The following is a 15,622-nucleotide window of genomic DNA, read 5'->3' on the forward strand; positions in this document are numbered from 1 at the left end:
GCCGGGTGTTCCCGGGAACAAGGCAGGCCCCGGATTCCTTGCCCCGCTTGGCGATTCGCGTTGCCTGCCTGTGCAGAGCGCCCCCGCCAGGTGCACAGGTGTGCCCCCTCATGTGCAGAAACCTGTGGAGAAACGCGCCTCAGACGGCGTCCCACCGACGCATGGCGACGGTGGTGACCACGGCCTCACCGAGAGCGTCCGACGCGGCGATGTCGACCTCCGCCTCGATCACCCAGTCCCGATGGTCCTCGGGGTCGGCCAGCGTCTGCCGGACGAGCCAGGTCAGGTCGCTCCGCTCGACCTGGAGGTACGCCGGCCCACGGGCATCCGCGTCGGTGCGGATCTCGTCGTGCTCGTCGTAGTAGGCCTCGAGGGCGTCGTCCCAGGCGGAGCGGGTCATCCCCACCTCCCGCGGCGGCTCGAAGAGGTCGGCCGTGGCCCGCTCGCCGCGGATCAGCGCGTCGAGGTCGTCGCGCGCTGCCGCCTCGACACGTCTCCACATCGCGTTGCGGATCATCACCGAGAACGCCCGCTCCCGCTGCGAGAGCGGGCGGGGCGGTGGCGGTGCCTCGTCGCGGATCGCTGCGGCCGCCAGGTCCGGGTCCGTGAGCGCCTCCCACTCGTCGAGCAGGCTGGAGTCGGTCTGCCGGACCGTCTCCCCCAGCCACTCCACAAGCTCCTCGAACTCCGGGGTCCGGAAGGCCTCGGGCACCGTGTGCCGCAGTGTGCGGTAGGCGTCGGTCAGGTAGCGCAGCACCAGCCCCTCCGAGCGGGCAAGCTGGTGGCGGCTCACGAACTCGGTGAAGCTGTAGCCCTGCTCGTACATCTCCCGCACGATCCCCTTGGGGTCGAGGGCGTCCTCGGGCAGCCACGGGTGGGCCGTGCGGTAGATCTCGAAGGTCGCCTCGAGCAGCTCGGCGAGCGGCTTGGGCCAGGTGATCTCGTCGAGCAGCGCCATCCGCTCCTCGTATTCGATCCCATCGGCCTTCATCTCCGCGACCGCCTCACCGCGCGCCGTGTTCTGCTGCGCGAAGAGCACCTGACGGGGCGCGTCCAGCACCGCCTCGACGACGGAGACCAGGTCGAGCGCATGCTCCGCCGCCTCCGGGTCGAGCACCGAGAACGCCTCCAGCGCGAAGTGGGCGAGCGGCTGATTGAGCGCGAAGTCCTCGGGCAGCGACTCGGTGAGCACGTAGCGCCGACCGAACTCGTCGGGCACGTCTCGCCTGACCAGCACCTCGGAGGCCACCAGCGAGCGCGCCAGTCGCAGCGCGCGGCGTACCAGCCGGATGCGGTTGCGCGGATCCTCGTGGTTGTCGCGCAACAGGTCGCGCAGCACCGGGAAGGCGTCGGTCTCGCGGGCGACGACGTTGAGGATCATCGCGTTGTCGACCTTCATCCGCGAGACCAGCTGCTCCGGGTCGCCTTCGACCAGCTTGGTGAAGGTCTGCTCCGTCCACACGACCGTTCCCTCGGGTGGCTTGCGCAGGTGTGGCTTGCTCTTCTTCTTCGGGTCCTTGGCGTTCTTGGCGGCGGACTTCGCCTTGGCCGCCTCGTTCTCGATCACGTGCTCGGGGGCCTGCACCACGACGTAGCCGGCAGTGTCGAATCCGGCGCGCCCGGCACGCCCGGCGATCTGCTGGAACTCACGGGTGCGCAGGATCCTCTGGCGGCTGCCGTCGAACTTGGCGAGTCCGGTGAAGAGCACCGTGCGGATCGGCACGTTGATGCCGACGCCCAGCGTGTCGGTGCCGCAGATGACGGTGAGCAGGCCCTTCTGGGCGAGCTGCTCGACGAGCCGGCGGTACTTCGGGAGCATTCCGGCGTGGTGCACGCCGACGCCGCTGCGCAGCATCTTCGCGAGCACCCGGCCGAAGCCCGCGCCGAACCGGAAGGCACCGATCTCCTCGTTGATGGCGTCGCGCTGATCACGCCCGGCGAACTTGGCCGCCACCAGCGAGTTGGCGTGCTCGACCGCGTCCTTCTGGGTGAAGTGCACGACGTAGGCCGGCACCTGCTTGGTCTCGACCAGCTCCGTGAGCGTCTCCCCCAGCGGCGTGAGCGACCAGGTGAAGTCCAGCGGTACCGGACGCTCGGCGTCGTCGACGAGCACGGAGTCGCGACCGGTACGGCGGGTGAGGTCGTCGAGGAAGAAGCCGACGTCGCCCAGCGTCGCCGACATGAGCACGAACTGTGCCTGTGGGAGGGTCAGCAGCGGGACCTGCCAAGCCCAGCCGCGGTCGGGTTCGGAGTAGTAGTGGAACTCGTCCATCACGACGAGGCCGATGTCGGCCTGCTCGCCTTCGCGCAGGGCGATGTTGGCAAGCACCTCCGCCGTGCAGCAGATGATCGGCGCCTCGGGGTTCACCGACGCGTCGCCGGTGAGCATGCCGACGTTCTCCGCCCCGAAGGCGGCGCAGAGTGCGAAGAACTTCTCGCTCACCAGCGCCTTGATCGGTGCGGTGTAGAAGCTCACCTTGTCTTCGCAGAGCGCCCAGAACTGCGCTGCGGTGGCGACCAGCGACTTGCCGGACCCGGTCGGCGTGGCGAGCACCACGTTGTTGCCACCGACGATCTCGATGATCGCTTCGTCCTGATGCGGGTAGAGGCCCAGCCCGAGCGCCTCCACCCAGCCCAGGAAGGCGTCGTACACCGCGTCGGGGTTGCCGGAGCCGACCAGCCTGTCGCCCAGGTGCCGCGAGCTCACGATCGCCCCCTCCTGGCTCGTGGGTGTGCGGTCGCGAAGACCTCGCGCAGGCTGTCGACCGTGACGAGCGTGTAGATCTGGGTGGTCGTCACGGAGGCGTGCCCCAGCAGCTCCTGGACCACACGTACGTCGGCGCCACCCTCCAGCAGGTGGGTCGCGAACGAGTGCCGGAGCGTGTGCGGCGAGACGTCGGCCGTGACCCCGGCCCGGTCGGCCGCCTTCACCAGCACCGTCCAGGCGCTCTGCCGCGACAGCCGGCCTCCCCGGGCGTTCAGGAAGAGCGCACCGGTCGGGGTCTTGCCCGTCAGCAGTCCCGGTCGCGAACGTGCCAGGTAGGCGTCGACCGCCTCCAGCGCGAAGGAGCCGATCGGCACCAGCCGCTCCTTGCTGCCCTTGCCGCGCAGCAGCACGGTGCCGTCATGCACGTCGACGTCGTCGATGTCGAGGCCCACCGCCTCGGAGATCCGCGCGCCGGTGCCGTAGAGCACCTCCAGCAGCGCCCGGTCGCGGACCGCCAGTGGGGTGCCGGGAGCACCGGCCGCGTCGAGGATCGCCTCGACGTCGGAGAGGGGGAGCGCCTTCGGCAACCGCTTGTCGGGCGTCGGTGGCTTGACCCCGGTAGCCGGATCGGCCTCCACCACACCCTCCCGCACCGCGAAGCGATGGAACCCGCGCACCGCGACGAGCGTGCGCGCCGTCGACGTGGTGCCGAGTGCAGGGTGCCTCGCGTCGCCCTCACGAAGCGCCGCTTGGAAGCCGCGTACGGTCTCCTCGGTCACCTCACCTAGCCGCGTGACCCCCCGGGACTCCAGATAGCTGCGGTAGCGGTTGAGATCACGCCGGTAGGCACTGAGCGTGTTGTCGGCGACGCCGCGCTCGACGGCGAGGTGGTCGAGGTAGGTACGCAGCACGCGCACCAGGTCGTCGCGGTCCAGGTCACTGCCCTCGCTGTCGGCGGGCGTTCAACGTCAGCACCGCGAGCGCGACCGGCGCGTCCTGGATCCGGCCCGCCAGGACCCCCTCGAGGAGGTCGGCGTACGGCACCCACAGAGTCTCCATGTCGGCCTCCTCGTGGTGCAGGGCGAAGTCACCCCGACTGGCCGCGGAGAGTCCCTCGGCCAGGTAGAGGTGGTGTCGCTCCGCCGAGACGCCGGGACTGGCCCACACCGAGATCAGGTGCGTCCACCGCGCGGCCTCCAGCTCGGCCTCCTCACGCAGCTCGCGTGCGGCGACCTCCTGCGGGTCCTCTCCAGGGTCGTCGATGACCCCGGCGGGCAGCTCCAGGAAGCGCATCTGCGCAGGGTGACGGTACTGGCGCAGACACAGCACCTGGTCGTCGCCGTCGATCGCCATCGCGACGCAGGCCCCTGGATGCTCGACGACGAGACGGCGGAACGACGGCGCCTCCGGGTCATGCGGGGAGAGCACCTGGTCGGACCGGAAGGCGACCACCCAGTCGTCGCGGTGCAGGTCGGTCGACGACTCGACCGGCCACGACTCCGGGGTGTCCCCGATCAGCTCCATGCGACAGTCCTCGAGACTCTCATTCCTCGGTGTCGTCGTCGACGCGGTGCAGCCCGGACTCGTCCATCGGGATCCGAAGCTCGCGCTGACGCTCGATGGCGGCGCCGACGAGTCCCGCGAAGAGCGGGTGCGGACGGGTCGGTCGCGACTTCAGCTCCGGGTGTGCCTGCGTGGAGACGTAGTAGGGATGCACCTCGCGGGGCAGCTCCACGAACTCCACCAGACCCCACTCCGGGTGGGTCCCGGAGACCACCAGTCCTGCTTCGGTCAACCTCGGAAGGTAGGAGTTGTTGACCTCGTAGCGGTGCCGGTGGCGCTCGGTGATCTTCGTGGCGCCGTACGCCTCGGCGACGACGCTGCCCTCGACGAGGTGCGCAGGCTGCGAGCCGAGGCGCATCGTGCCGCCGAGATCACCGGCACCCTCGACGAAGCTCTTCTGCTCCTCCATCGTGGCGATGACCGGCTCGGCCGTGTCGGGGTCGAACTCCGTCGAGCCCGCCCCTGTGATGCCGGCGACGTTGCGCGCGTACTCGACGACCATGCACTGCAGACCGAGGCAGAGTCCCAAGGTGGGGATCTTGTGCGTGCGTGCGTACTTCAGCGCACCCAGCTTGCCCTCGATGCCGCGGATGCCGAAGCCGCCCGGCACGCAGACCGCGTCGACGTCCTCCAGCTGCCGCGCCGCCCCGGCGTCGGTGGCACAGTCGTCGGAGGGGATCCAGCGCAGGTTGACCTTCGCCTCATGCGCGAACCCGCCAGCGCGCAGCGCCTCGGCGACCGAGAGGTAGGCGTCGGGGAGGTCGATGTACTTGCCGACCAGGCCGACGGTGATCTCCTCCTTGGGGTGGTGGACCCGGCGGAGCAGGTCGTCCCAGACCGTCCAGTCGACGTCGCGGAAGGGGAGGTCGAGGCGGCGGACCAGGTAAGCGTCGAGCCCCTCGCGGTGGATCACCTTCGGGATGTCGTAGATGGACGGCGCGTCTGCGGCCGTCACCACGGCTTCGACATCGACATCGCACATCAGCGCGATCTTCTTCTTGATCGATGCCGGCAGCTCGCGGTCAGCACGGCAGACGATCGCATCGGGCTGGATGCCGACCTGGCGCAGTGCCGCGACCGAGTGTTGGGTGGGCTTCGTCTTGAGCTCCCCCGAGGGACCGATGAAGGGCACCAGCGAGACGTGGATGAAGAAGACTCGGTCGCGTCCGACGTCGTGCCGCACCTGGCGCGCCGCCTCGAGGAAAGGCAGCGACTCGATGTCGCCGACCGTGCCACCGACCTCGGTGATGACGACGTCCACGTCGTCACCACCCATGGCGAGGATGCGGTCCTTGATCTCGTTGGTGATGTGCGGAATCACCTGGACCGTGTCGCCCAGATAGTCGCCGCGTCGCTCCTTCGCGATCACCGACGAGTAGACCTGACCGGTCGTCACGTTGGCGATCTGGTTCAGGTTCGTGTCGAGGAACCGCTCGTAGTGACCGATGTCGAGATCGGTCTCGGCGCCGTCCTCGGTGACGAAGACCTCACCGTGCTGGAAGGGGTTCATCGTGCCGGGATCGACGTTGAGGTAGGGATCCAGCTTCTGCATGGTGACCCGCAGTCCGCGGGACTTCAGCAAGCTGCCCAGACTCGAGGCGGTCAGCCCCTTGCCGAGCGAAGACGCAACGCCTCCGGTAACGAAGACGTGCTTGGTCGGCACTGTGCCCAAGGAAACTCCCGCGGTCAGACGTGGACTGATGAATGTCAGGTCTACTACGGGGTTCCAGTGTACCGGTCGCCCCGCCCCTTCGGTCAATCGCTTCCCGGCGCGGCGCCGTCGGATCCGAAGGCGCCGTAGTGTCCGGTCCCCCCGGCCGCGTCGGCGGCGAGCGCGAGGACCGCACTGATCCGGCCCGCACCCGTCTGCGCCGAGTCTGCGCTGCTCCCCACCTCCGACCACGTGGGGTCGGCCCGAAGGCCACGCAGGAGTCCGGACTCCGCCGAGCCCGTGCTGGCGACCACCACGCTGCCGTCGACACCGCCGTCCAGCCCGGTGAACAGGCCCGCCAGGGCATCGGTCTCCACGGCGGAAGCCTTCTGGCCGACCACCACGAGCACCAGGTCGGCGGGCGCCGGCTCGTCGGGCGCCGTCACCAGCCCGGCAGAGCCGAGGCTGCTCAGCAGCGAGGTCGCCGCCTCTCCGTCACCCACGATCCCGGCGGCCAGGAGCGCGCCGAGCCGGGTGTAGGTCGTCGCGTCGGCCGGCACCGCGTCCACGTCGTCGGCGAGTTGCGCGCCCAGGGTGTCGACCAGGGACTTGCCCGAGGTGTTGTAGGCCTTCGCCTGGAGCTCGTACGTCGCCGCGACCGTGCCGCCGGCCAGCTTCACGGTCTCCGAGAGGCCTGAGGCGATCTTCGAGTCCGAGCCCGGGAGGGTGACCAGGGCGATCCGGAGCTCCTTCAACGTGCCGCCCACCAGGCGGTCGGCGTACTGCTCGGCGAGGCCATCGGCAAGGCCGGTCGCGCCGTGGGCAGCGGTCAACTCGGCGCGCAGCTGGTCGTTCTCGGCGCGCAGCTTCGGCGACGCGGTGCGGCCGAGATCGGAGAGCGGTCCACCGCCGAGCGCGATGCCGGCCGCGAGCGCGACGAGCACGGCGACGAGAGAGACGACGTGGTGTCGGAAGGAGATCATCTACAGGAGTCCTCGGATCGAGTCGAGCAGGTCATGACGGCCGTCTGTCCACCAGTCCTGGCCGACCGGCGTCACTGCGATGGCGGCGACCACGGCGATCAGCCCGGCCAGGAGCACCAGCCAGAGTTGCCAGGAGCGGACGTGACCGCTCCACAGGTGCGGCACGACGCGAGCGTCGACGATCCGATCGCCGCCCGCGAGCCTGGCGAGCAGCGTGGATGCGCCCGAGCCCTGGCGGTCGAGCAGTGAGGCCACGTCGGCATGCTGGCCGGCCGAGACGACGAGCGGAGCGCCGGCCGCCGCGGCCAGGACCAGCGCCGCCTCATGGGTGGCAAGACCGCTGTCGAAGACGGATGCCTGCACACCGAGGCGGGTGAGCGAGTCCGTCTCGGCCTCGCTCGGGAGGCCGACACGCACCACGTCGCGGGCCGCACGCAGCACCGTGGCGGGCACCAGATCCAGGTCGTCGCTGCCCAGCACCGCCACGTCGACCCGGAGCCCCTGCTCGACCGCGACAACTGCCGCCGCGCCGACGGCGACCACCGTCACCTGCTGGTGTCGCAGCCAGGCGCGGAGGCCGCGCAGCTCCTCCCCCAGCGTGGCGCCGGGTCCGATCACCAGCACCGGTCCACGGTCGACTGCGACGCGCAGGCGCGGGAGTCCCTGGCCGTGCAGGAGAAGCCGCTCCTCACGTCGCAGCAGCTCGGTGGTGTTGTGGGTGAGGGTCGCCAGCTGGGTCGGCATCGCGTCCCGGGCCGCAGCGAGCTCCTCGGCGAGCCGCTCCGCGGTGAGCTCCTCGCCCCGCGCGACCTGCACGCCGGCACTCCAGAGCGTCTGCTCGTGCAGCCGCACCGAGGCGCCCTCACGGATCTTGGCCATGTCGGCCGCGGCCACCCCGTCGACAAGCGGCACTCCCGCTTCGAGCAGCACCCCGGCTCCCCGGGCGGGATGCCGCCCGGAGACGAATCGGGAGACGTTGACCACCGCGGCCACCTCCGCGTCGACGAGACGCAGGGCCGTTGCCCGGTCGAGGTCGAGATGGTCGATGACCGCGATGTCGCCAGGGCGGAGGCGGGAGACCAGGGCGCTCGTGCGCCGGTCCACCCGTGCGGTACCGGTGATACCGGGCGGTGCTGCCTGCTGTCGTTGCTTGGTGATTCTCATGGCGGCGCCATCGTGGCACGGCTTCCCTGCCCGATCGGGACGGCCACGCGGGGGTGGCCGGGATCGCACTCGACCCGCCAGGGCGTTTGTCAGGAGCGTCCGTTTTGAGCGGTTTCCAGGAGTTCGCGGGCATGCGCCAACGCGGTGTCTGACTCCTCCATGCCCGCCAGCATGCGGGAGAGCTCGCGGACCCGCTCCTCTTCGCTCAGCAAGCTCAGGCCGGAGGTCGTGATCGAGCCGTCGCTCGACTTCGCCACCACCACGTGGCGGTCGGCGAAGGCAGCGACCTGCGGCAGATGGGTGACCACGAGCACCTGCGCGCTACGGGCCAGCGTGGCAAGGCGTCGACCGATCTCGACGGCAGCCTTGCCCCCTACCCCGGCGTCGACCTCGTCGAAGACGAACGTCGGCACCGGGCTGGTGCCTGCCAGCGTGACCTCCAGGGCGAGCATCACGCGAGAGAGCTCGCCGCCCGAGGCTCCCTTGGCCAGCGCCCGGGGCTCCGACCCGGTGTTGGCCGCAAGCAGGAACTCCACCTCGTCCAGGCCATGGGCGTATGGCCGTGCCCAGCGTCCTTCGACCTGGATCGGCGCTCCGAGGGCCTCCGGATCGGCCGGCTCGGCCACGTCGGGGCGATCCACCTCGATCTCCAGACGAGCATGGGGCATCGCCAGCTTGGTGAGCTCCTCGGTGACCGTCGCCGCCAGCTGCTCGGCGACCGACGCCCGCAAGGCGGAGAGCCTGCTGCCCACCTCAGCGAGGCTCGTGCGCAGCGTGGCGCGACGTTCCCGGAGCTCGGCGACACGGTCGTCGGTCTGGTCGAGGTCGAGCAGCCGGCGGCTGCCCGCCGCTGCCCAGGCCAGCACCTCGTCGATGGTCTCACCGTACTTGCGGGTCAGTCCGGTCAGGGCTGCACGCCGTTCGGAGACCACAGCCAAGCGGGCCGGATCGGTCTCGACCCCCGATGCGTACGACGCCACGTCGGCCGCGAGGTCGGTGAGCAGGTAGCTCACCTCGGTAAGCCGGTCGGCGAGTGCCGCCACCGCAGGGTCGTGGTCGCGGACGCTGTCCAGCAGACGCCGCGCTGCGCCCACCGCGCCGAGCGCGTCGGGGCCGCCATGCTCGGCGGAGAGCGCCTCACGTGCCTGCTCGGCGGCGGTACGCAGCGTGTCGGCGAACCCGAGCCGGCTCTCCTCTGCTGCCAGCTCCACGTCTTCGCCGACCACCGGGGCGACCGCCTCCACCTCACCGAGTCCGAAGCGGAGCAGGTCCGCCTCCTGGGCCCGGTCACGGGCGTGCGTGACCACGTCGTCGAGCTCCGCCTCGACCTGACGCAGGTCGCGGTAGGTGGCGGCCCACTCCTCGAGCAGACCGTTGAGCGGCGCGCCGCCGAAGCGGTCCAGGGCCAGGCGCTGTGCCGAAGGCCGAAGCAGCCGGTGTTGGTCGGACTGCCCGTGCACGGCGACCAGAGGCTCAGCGAGTTCGGCGAGCCGAGCGACCGGCACCGAGGCGCCACCGGCATAGGCGCGTGAGCGCCCCTCCGCAGCGATGTTGCGTGCCAGAAGCACGCGGCCCTCCTCGGCCTCTCCCCCGGCCTCTTCGACCGCGGCCCGGAACTCAGGCAGGCTGCCTGCGTCGACGACGCCCTCGACGCGCGCTCGCGCGGCACCCGTCCGGACCGCCCCCGAGTCCGCACGACCGCCGAGCAGGAGGCCCAGCGCGGTCACGACCATGGTCTTGCCGGCTCCGGTCTCCCCGGTGATGACGGTCAGACCGGGACCGAGCTCCATCGTGCTGGCGTCGATGACGCCGAGCGATTGGATCCGGATCTCCTCGATCATGCGCCACCCCCGCGACGGCGGCGCTCGGAGGCGCCTCGCCAGCCCTCGACCGACAGGTCGAACTTCGCGACGAGCCGGTCGGCGAAGGGGGCCTCGTGAAGCCGGGCGAGCCGCACCGGATGGGCTCCGCGACGTACCTCGATCCGAGCGCCCGGCGGAAGGTCGACCGTACGCCGTCCGTCGCACCAGAGCACTCCCGCGCCCTCGGTGCCGGCCAGCACCTCGACGGCCAGGGTCGAGGTGGGCGCCACGACCAAGGGGCGGGCGAAGAGCGCATGGGCGCTGAGCGGCACCAGCAGCAGCGCCTCGACGCCGGGCCAGACCACGGGGCCACCCGCACTGAAGTTGTAGGCGGTCGAACCGGTGGGGGTGGAGAGCACCACTCCGTCACATCCCCAGCGGGAGAGCGGACGGTCATCGATCTCGACGACGACCTCGAGCATCCGTTCTCGGGCCGCCTTCTCGACGCTCGCCTCGTTCAGCGCGAAGGTGCGGGTCAGCTCCTCCTTGCCGTGCAGGACCACGACGTCGACGGTGAGTCGGTCCTCGACCGTGTAGTCGTGGCGCACGATCGCCTGGATGGTGTCCTCCACGGCATCGGACTCGGCCTCGGCGAGGAAGCCGACGTGACCGAGGTTGACCCCGAGCAACGGCGTGGAGTCGCCGTGGGTCACCTCCGCGGCGCGCAGGATCGTGCCGTCACCGCCGATGACGACCACGAGCTCGCATCCGATCGAGACGCCCGGGCCGGCGTCGACCGCCTCGATCTGGGGTGAGCTCAGCTCCCCGCCCAGCCCGAGCTCGGCGAACTCCGACTTGAGCAGACGGACCACGATGCCCTGGGCGACCAGGCTTCCGCAGAGGTCGCGCGCCACCGTGCGCGCCTCTTCGCGGCCCGTGTGGGCGATGAGGAACACCCGCCGTGGATCGGTCACTGCTCCACCCTCTCACCGGTGCTGGTGCGCGTCGTGCTGCGGACCACCTCAGCCAGCGCGTCGGAGCCGAGCACCGCCGGTGCGTGCCGCAGCCACAGGAAGAACTCGACATTGCCTGACGGGCCGGGCAGTTGGCTGGTCGTCACCGCACGGGCGCCCCAGCCGAGGCCGGCCGCGGCGTCGGCGACCGCTTGCACTGCCTCGACTCGAAGCCCCGGCTCCCGGACGACGCCACCTTTGCCCACGCGCTCCTTGCCCACCTCGAACTGCGGCTTCACCATCAGCGCGAGATCGGCGTCCTCGTGGACCACCGACAGCAACGCGGGCAGCACCAGCTGCAGTGAGATGAACGAGAGGTCACCGACCACGAGATCGACGGGACCGCCGATGAGCTCGGTGCTCAGGTCGCGGATGTTGGTGCGATCGAAGACGCGGACCCGGGGATCCTGCTGCAGGCTCCAGGCGAGCTGCCCGTAGCCCACGTCGACCGCGACGACCTCGGCCGCGCCTCGGCGTAGCAGCACATCGGTGAACCCGCCGGTCGAGGCACCGGCGTCGAGGACGCGGCGCCCCGTCACCTCCAGGCCCTGTCCGGCGAAGTCGTCGAGTGCGCCGGCGAGCTTGTGGCCACCTCGAGAGACGTAGTCGGGATGGGTGGGGTCCTCACGCACCACGATCGCCACGTCGGTGGTGACGCCGGTCGCGGGCTTGCCGGCAACAGCGCCTTGCACGGTCACCCGACCGGCCGCGATCAGTTCGGAGGCATGTTCGCGGGAACGGGCGAGGTTGCGGCGGACGAGTTCGGCATCCAGCCGGAGTCGACGGGGCGGCATCTCAGCCTCGCGGTGAGTCGAGTGCCGCGCGCAGGCTCTCGTGGGCCCGCTCGAAGGTCGCCACATGCTCGGTCAAGGGCCGCCCACCCACGCCGGCGACCTCTCCGAGCACGCGGTCCACGGCCGGATTCCCGGTGCCGGGTACGCCGGGGACCGCCGTCGGAGTCTCCTCCACCTGGCTGCCCTCGCTCCCGTGGTCGCTCTCGTCGGTCATGGCAGCACGGTACCGCCCGGCCCCGACGCAGGCGGGACGACCCGGCCCACATCGGCGACCTCTCCGGTGGTGTCACGGTGCCGCCACGCCGCGGTCGCGAGGGCGCTCCACCACTCGCTCGCCCGGCCACTGCCGCGCACGTCGAGGTGCCCGTCGACGCAGGTCGCGACCCAGTCACCGCAGTGGGTCCGGTCGGCATCGACGCGAACCGTCGGAGCCGGCCGGTGCAGGTCGCGGAGATCTGCCACGAGGTGCCGGGGACGATCCGTCGGCGCGCAGGAGGCCAGCTCCGGTGCGCCGGTGACGCCGGTCATGACGAGCAGCGTCGGCAGGCCAGCGGCGCGTCCACCGGCGATATCCGTGTCGATGCGGTCGCCGACCACGAGCGGGCGCTCCCCACCACCCCGTCGCGCTGCTTCGAGGAACAGGGCCGGCCGGGGCTTGCCGGCAACGTCGGCACTCCGGCCGCTGAAGCGTTCGAGCAGCTCGACCAGCGCTCCGTGGCCCGGCGCCAGGCCCGCGTCGGTCGGGAACGTGAGATCTGCGTTGCAGGCCACCCAGGGCAGCCCGCCGCGCAGCGCGATGCCCGTGTCGACCATCCGCTGCCAGGGCAGTTCCGGGCCGAATCCGGTGATGACAGCGACCGGTGCAGCGTCGAGGCCGGTGACCGGGACGAGGCCGACGGCGTGGAGCGCCTGCTCGACGCCCGCCCCGCCGCAGAGCAGCACTCGGCTCCCGGCCGGGACCATCCGCGCCAGCAACCGGGCACCGGCCTGCGCGGAGGTCACCACCTGGTCGGCGCAGGCAGGCACGCCCAGTGCCGCAAGGTGCGCGGCGACCTGCTCCGGTGGCCGCGCCGCGTTGTTGGTGACGAAGCTCAGCGCCACGCCCCGGGCAGCTGCCTGGGCGAGGCTCGGCACGGCCCCCGGCACCGCCTCGGGCCCGTGGTACACCACTCCGTCCAGGTCCAGCAGCAGCTGGTCGTAGAGCTCGACCAGCGGCTGGTCGGTCGCCTGCAGCACCTCATCCCTCCTACCCGGGTGGAAGCGGCGCGCCGCTCTCCTTGCCCTTCCGCCTACGATCGTCCGAATGGACGAGAACGCCGCCGGGGACGCCTTCGTGCTGACCGGCTTCCGGGCACTCCGGCTCACCGACAGCCACGTCGGCGACCCGGTGGCGCACCGCATCTTGTCCCGACCCTATCGAGCCGTCCCGGCGCGGGTCCGGGAGTGGCGCACCAAGCGCCGCCTGCGCCTGGACCGGCAGCCCGCCCTCTACGTCCACGAGTACACGTCGCACGGCGTCACGGTCCGTGGCATCGTCGGCAACCTGGAGCTGGGGGCGGCCGCCCACCGTGTGCACCCCCATGAACTGGTGCACGACGCCCAGGTCAGCCAGCTCGCCGACCGCATGGAGGCGATGGCGCTCAACCCCGCACCGATCCTGCTGATGCACCGCGGCCCACAGGCGGTGCGGGAGACGCTGAGCGCCACTACCGCGCAGCCGCCGCACCTCGTCTACACCGATCGCGCCGACCAGCTGCACCGGATCTGGCGGATCGAGGACCCGGACGAGCAACGGCAGCTCAGCAGCCATCTCATCGACGCTCACGTGGTGATCGCGGACGGCCACCACCGCTTCGCGGCCGCTGAACGGCTCCGTGAACGGCATCCCGGTACCGACTGGGACCAGACGTTGGTGATGCTGGTCGACCAGGCCGACACTCCCTTGCAGCTCGGGGCGATCCACCGCAGCATTCCCCGCCTGGCGCTGCACACGGTGGCGGCCACGGCCGACCGGCTCGGCGCGGTGTGGACGCCGCGCATCTCCAGCCACCAGGCGTTGGCCCACCTGGACCGAGCCCTGGTGCTGCACGACGGCACCGCCTGGGGGACCTTGCGTCCCCGCGAGCCCGTCGATCTCCTGGTGCGCTGGCTCCACGAGCACCTGGTGCCCGGTTGGGACGTCGCCGAAGCCACCATCGCCTACCACCACTCCGCGAGCGAGGCGATGGACCGCGCAGGCCTGGCCACCGCGGTACTGCTCCCTGCACCCACCTTCGGCCAGGTCGAGACGTCGGCCCGCTCCGGGGCGCTGCTCCCCCAGAAGGCCAGCTCCTTCCAGCCGAAACCGCATCTCGGCGTGCTCATGCGTCAGCTCGACGGCGCACCAGGCGACCAGCCGACGCATTGACCTCCAGCACGGACCTCGTCGCCCCCGCGGTGCGAAAGAACCGACGCCGCAGGTGGCCCTCGATGCGCACGAGATCACCTTCGGACCAGCGAGCAACCGTGCGCCTCAGCCGCCCCTCGCGGACCGAGCACTCGATCCAGTCAGCACCGGGTCCGGAGACCCGTGGCACCATCACCTGAAGCTGCCACAGCTCCTCTCCCGAGCCGAGCACTCGCTCGACCGGGTCCCGCGCCAACGTTCCCTCGACCACGACTTCGTTGCGCATTCCCACACCTCCACCGACGACGATCTCGCGAACGGCCGACGGAGGTGCAGACGTGCGCGAACCCTGTGGACAACGGACCGCATCCACAGGGTTCACGATGAAGATCGGGCGAGCTCAGTCCTTCGACTCCATGAGCCGTTCCACCTCGAGCGCGCGGGCACCGGCATCGGTGATCTCGTCACCGTCGATCGCCTCGGTCCGGTGGAACCAGGTCAGGGCATCCTGCAGCCGACCGGCCTCGAGAAGCGTGTCGGCGTACGCGTAGCGCAGTCGCACCACCCAGGCAGCGCGGGACTGGTGGGTGAGTGGCGCGTGCTCCAGCGTCCGCAGTGCCGCATCCAGGTTGCCCATGTCGCGACGGGCGCCCGCCTCGACCAGCGTCATCTCCGCCTTCGCGGGCGCCTCGAACTTGGCAACCGCCGGGCTCTTGGCAAGCTCCAGAGCACGCTCCGGACGTCCGAGGGCACGTTCACAGTCCGCCATGATCGGCAGGTAGGCCGTGGCGCCGTTCATCCGCTTGGCAGCCCGGAGCTCGGAGAGCGCCTCCGCGTACTCCCCTGCCGCGTACGCCGCCTCCCCGCAGGCCTCCCGCACGACGGCGAGTCGCGCCGCTCGCGCACGGGCGGCAAGCGTGTGCTGATAGGCGGTCTTCGGATCGGACTCGATCAGCATCCCCGCCGCCGCGAGGTGCCGTGCGACGCGCTGGGCCAGCTTCTCCGGAAGGCCGCGCAACTGAGCGGCAACAGAGCGGTCGAGCTCCTTGCCGGTGATCTCCTCGGGCAGGGGCGGGCCGTCGTACCGAGCCTGCTCCTCGCTGCGCGAGCGCTGATCGGAGGCGGGCCGCTTCCAGTCGTTCTTCCGACCGGGCCTGCTCCCGCCGCGGTCGTCGCGCCGACGGTCGTCCCCCCGCCGGTCGTCGCGACCGCCGGAGCGCCCGCGGCCCGAGCCCTGACTGTCGTCCTTGTCGCGCCGTCCCCGCGGGGCGTCGCCGCCACGACCCGGGCGTGACTGACCGCCTCCACGGTTGTCTGATCCGCGACCCGGCCCTCCGGGTCGTTGGTTGCTGGACATACGACTGGTCCTTCCTCACAAGCATGGCCGCTGGCCGCCGGCGCGACACGCCCTCGCGCAGCCAACTATGACCGACAAATGCAGTGTGGGCCACCCCCCGAGAGTTGAATCTCTGGGGATGACCCACACCTAAAGTAAGTCCGGCGACGTCCTACTCTCCCACAACCTCGCGATTGCAGTACCATCGGCGCTGTCAGGCTTA

14 protein-coding genes are annotated in these 15,622 nt (G+C 70.9%); 1 reads left to right on the forward strand and 13 read right to left on the reverse strand.

What is annotated here, in order from left to right; all coding sequences use genetic code 11:
- Positions 1-139: 139 nt before the first annotated feature.
- The 11 genes from DNK54_RS04640 to DNK54_RS04690 form a co-directional block, all read right to left on the reverse strand.
- Positions 140-2,707 carry a DEAD/DEAH box helicase gene (locus tag DNK54_RS04640; RefSeq protein ID WP_110205710.1) on the reverse strand — a complete coding sequence of 856 codons (2,568 nt, stop codon included), beginning with the start codon at positions 2,705-2,707 and terminating at the stop codon, positions 140-142.
- Entirely contained in the window at positions 2,704-3,615 is a 912-nt protein-coding gene (gene xerD, locus DNK54_RS04645; RefSeq protein WP_110205825.1) for a site-specific tyrosine recombinase XerD, read from the reverse strand. The genes DNK54_RS04640 and xerD overlap by 4 nt, the downstream gene beginning before the upstream one ends.
- Before the next feature lie 28 nt (positions 3,616-3,643).
- On the reverse strand, positions 3,644-4,231 hold the full coding sequence (locus DNK54_RS04650) for an NUDIX domain-containing protein (RefSeq protein ID WP_110205711.1): 588 nt from the start codon (positions 4,229-4,231) through the stop codon (positions 3,644-3,646).
- A gap of 19 nt (positions 4,232-4,250) precedes the next feature.
- Entirely contained in the window at positions 4,251-5,933 is a 1,683-nt protein-coding gene (locus DNK54_RS04655) for a CTP synthase (RefSeq protein ID WP_204164408.1), read from the reverse strand.
- A 92-nt stretch (positions 5,934-6,025) separates the two neighbouring features.
- Positions 6,026-6,904 carry a copper transporter gene (locus DNK54_RS04660; protein ID WP_110205713.1) on the reverse strand — a complete coding sequence of 293 codons (879 nt, stop codon included), beginning with the start codon at positions 6,902-6,904 and terminating at the stop codon, positions 6,026-6,028.
- Complete coding sequence (gene steA, locus DNK54_RS04665; protein WP_110205714.1) at positions 6,905-8,068, reverse strand: putative cytokinetic ring protein SteA; 1,164 nt, start codon at positions 8,066-8,068, stop codon at positions 6,905-6,907.
- Between the two features lie 89 nt (positions 8,069-8,157).
- Positions 8,158-9,909: a DNA repair protein RecN gene (gene recN / locus DNK54_RS04670; protein WP_110205715.1), complete on the reverse strand. Its 1,752-nt coding sequence runs from the start codon at positions 9,907-9,909 to the stop codon at positions 8,158-8,160.
- Positions 9,906-10,844 (reverse strand): NAD kinase, encoded by a 939-nt coding sequence (locus DNK54_RS04675; RefSeq protein WP_110205716.1) that lies wholly within the window; start codon positions 10,842-10,844, stop codon positions 9,906-9,908. The genes recN and DNK54_RS04675 overlap by 4 nt, the downstream gene beginning before the upstream one ends.
- Positions 10,841-11,677: a TlyA family RNA methyltransferase gene (locus DNK54_RS04680; RefSeq protein ID WP_110205717.1), complete on the reverse strand. Its 837-nt coding sequence runs from the start codon at positions 11,675-11,677 to the stop codon at positions 10,841-10,843. Before DNK54_RS04680 ends, DNK54_RS04675 begins: the two co-directional genes overlap by 4 nt.
- Position 11,678: 1 nt before the next feature.
- A complete protein-coding gene (locus tag DNK54_RS04685) occupies positions 11,679-11,891 on the reverse strand; it encodes a hypothetical protein (protein WP_110205718.1) in 213 nt (70 codons plus the stop codon).
- Entirely contained in the window at positions 11,888-12,913 is a 1,026-nt protein-coding gene (locus DNK54_RS04690; RefSeq protein WP_110205719.1) for an HAD-IIA family hydrolase, read from the reverse strand. The genes DNK54_RS04685 and DNK54_RS04690 overlap by 4 nt, the downstream gene beginning before the upstream one ends.
- A 67-nt stretch (positions 12,914-12,980) precedes the next feature.
- Here DNK54_RS04690 and DNK54_RS04695 point away from each other — a divergent pair, with 67 nt between their 5' ends.
- Positions 12,981-14,084 carry a DUF1015 family protein gene (locus tag DNK54_RS04695; protein ID WP_110205720.1) on the forward strand — a complete coding sequence of 368 codons (1,104 nt, stop codon included), beginning with the start codon at positions 12,981-12,983 and terminating at the stop codon, positions 14,082-14,084.
- Here DNK54_RS04695 and DNK54_RS04700 read toward each other — a convergent pair.
- Positions 14,038-14,349, reverse strand: coding sequence for a single-stranded DNA-binding protein (locus DNK54_RS04700; protein WP_110205721.1), 312 nt, complete (start codon positions 14,347-14,349; stop codon positions 14,038-14,040). The genes DNK54_RS04695 and DNK54_RS04700 overlap by 47 nt on opposite strands.
- A 114-nt stretch (positions 14,350-14,463) precedes the next feature.
- Entirely contained in the window at positions 14,464-15,420 is a 957-nt protein-coding gene (locus DNK54_RS04705) for a tetratricopeptide repeat protein (RefSeq protein ID WP_239459906.1), read from the reverse strand.
- Positions 15,421-15,622: the final 202 nt, after the last annotated feature.

The organism is Nocardioides daejeonensis (assembly GCF_003194585.1).
GTDB classification, from domain to species: Bacteria; Actinomycetota; Actinomycetes; order Propionibacteriales; family Nocardioidaceae; genus Nocardioides; species Nocardioides daejeonensis.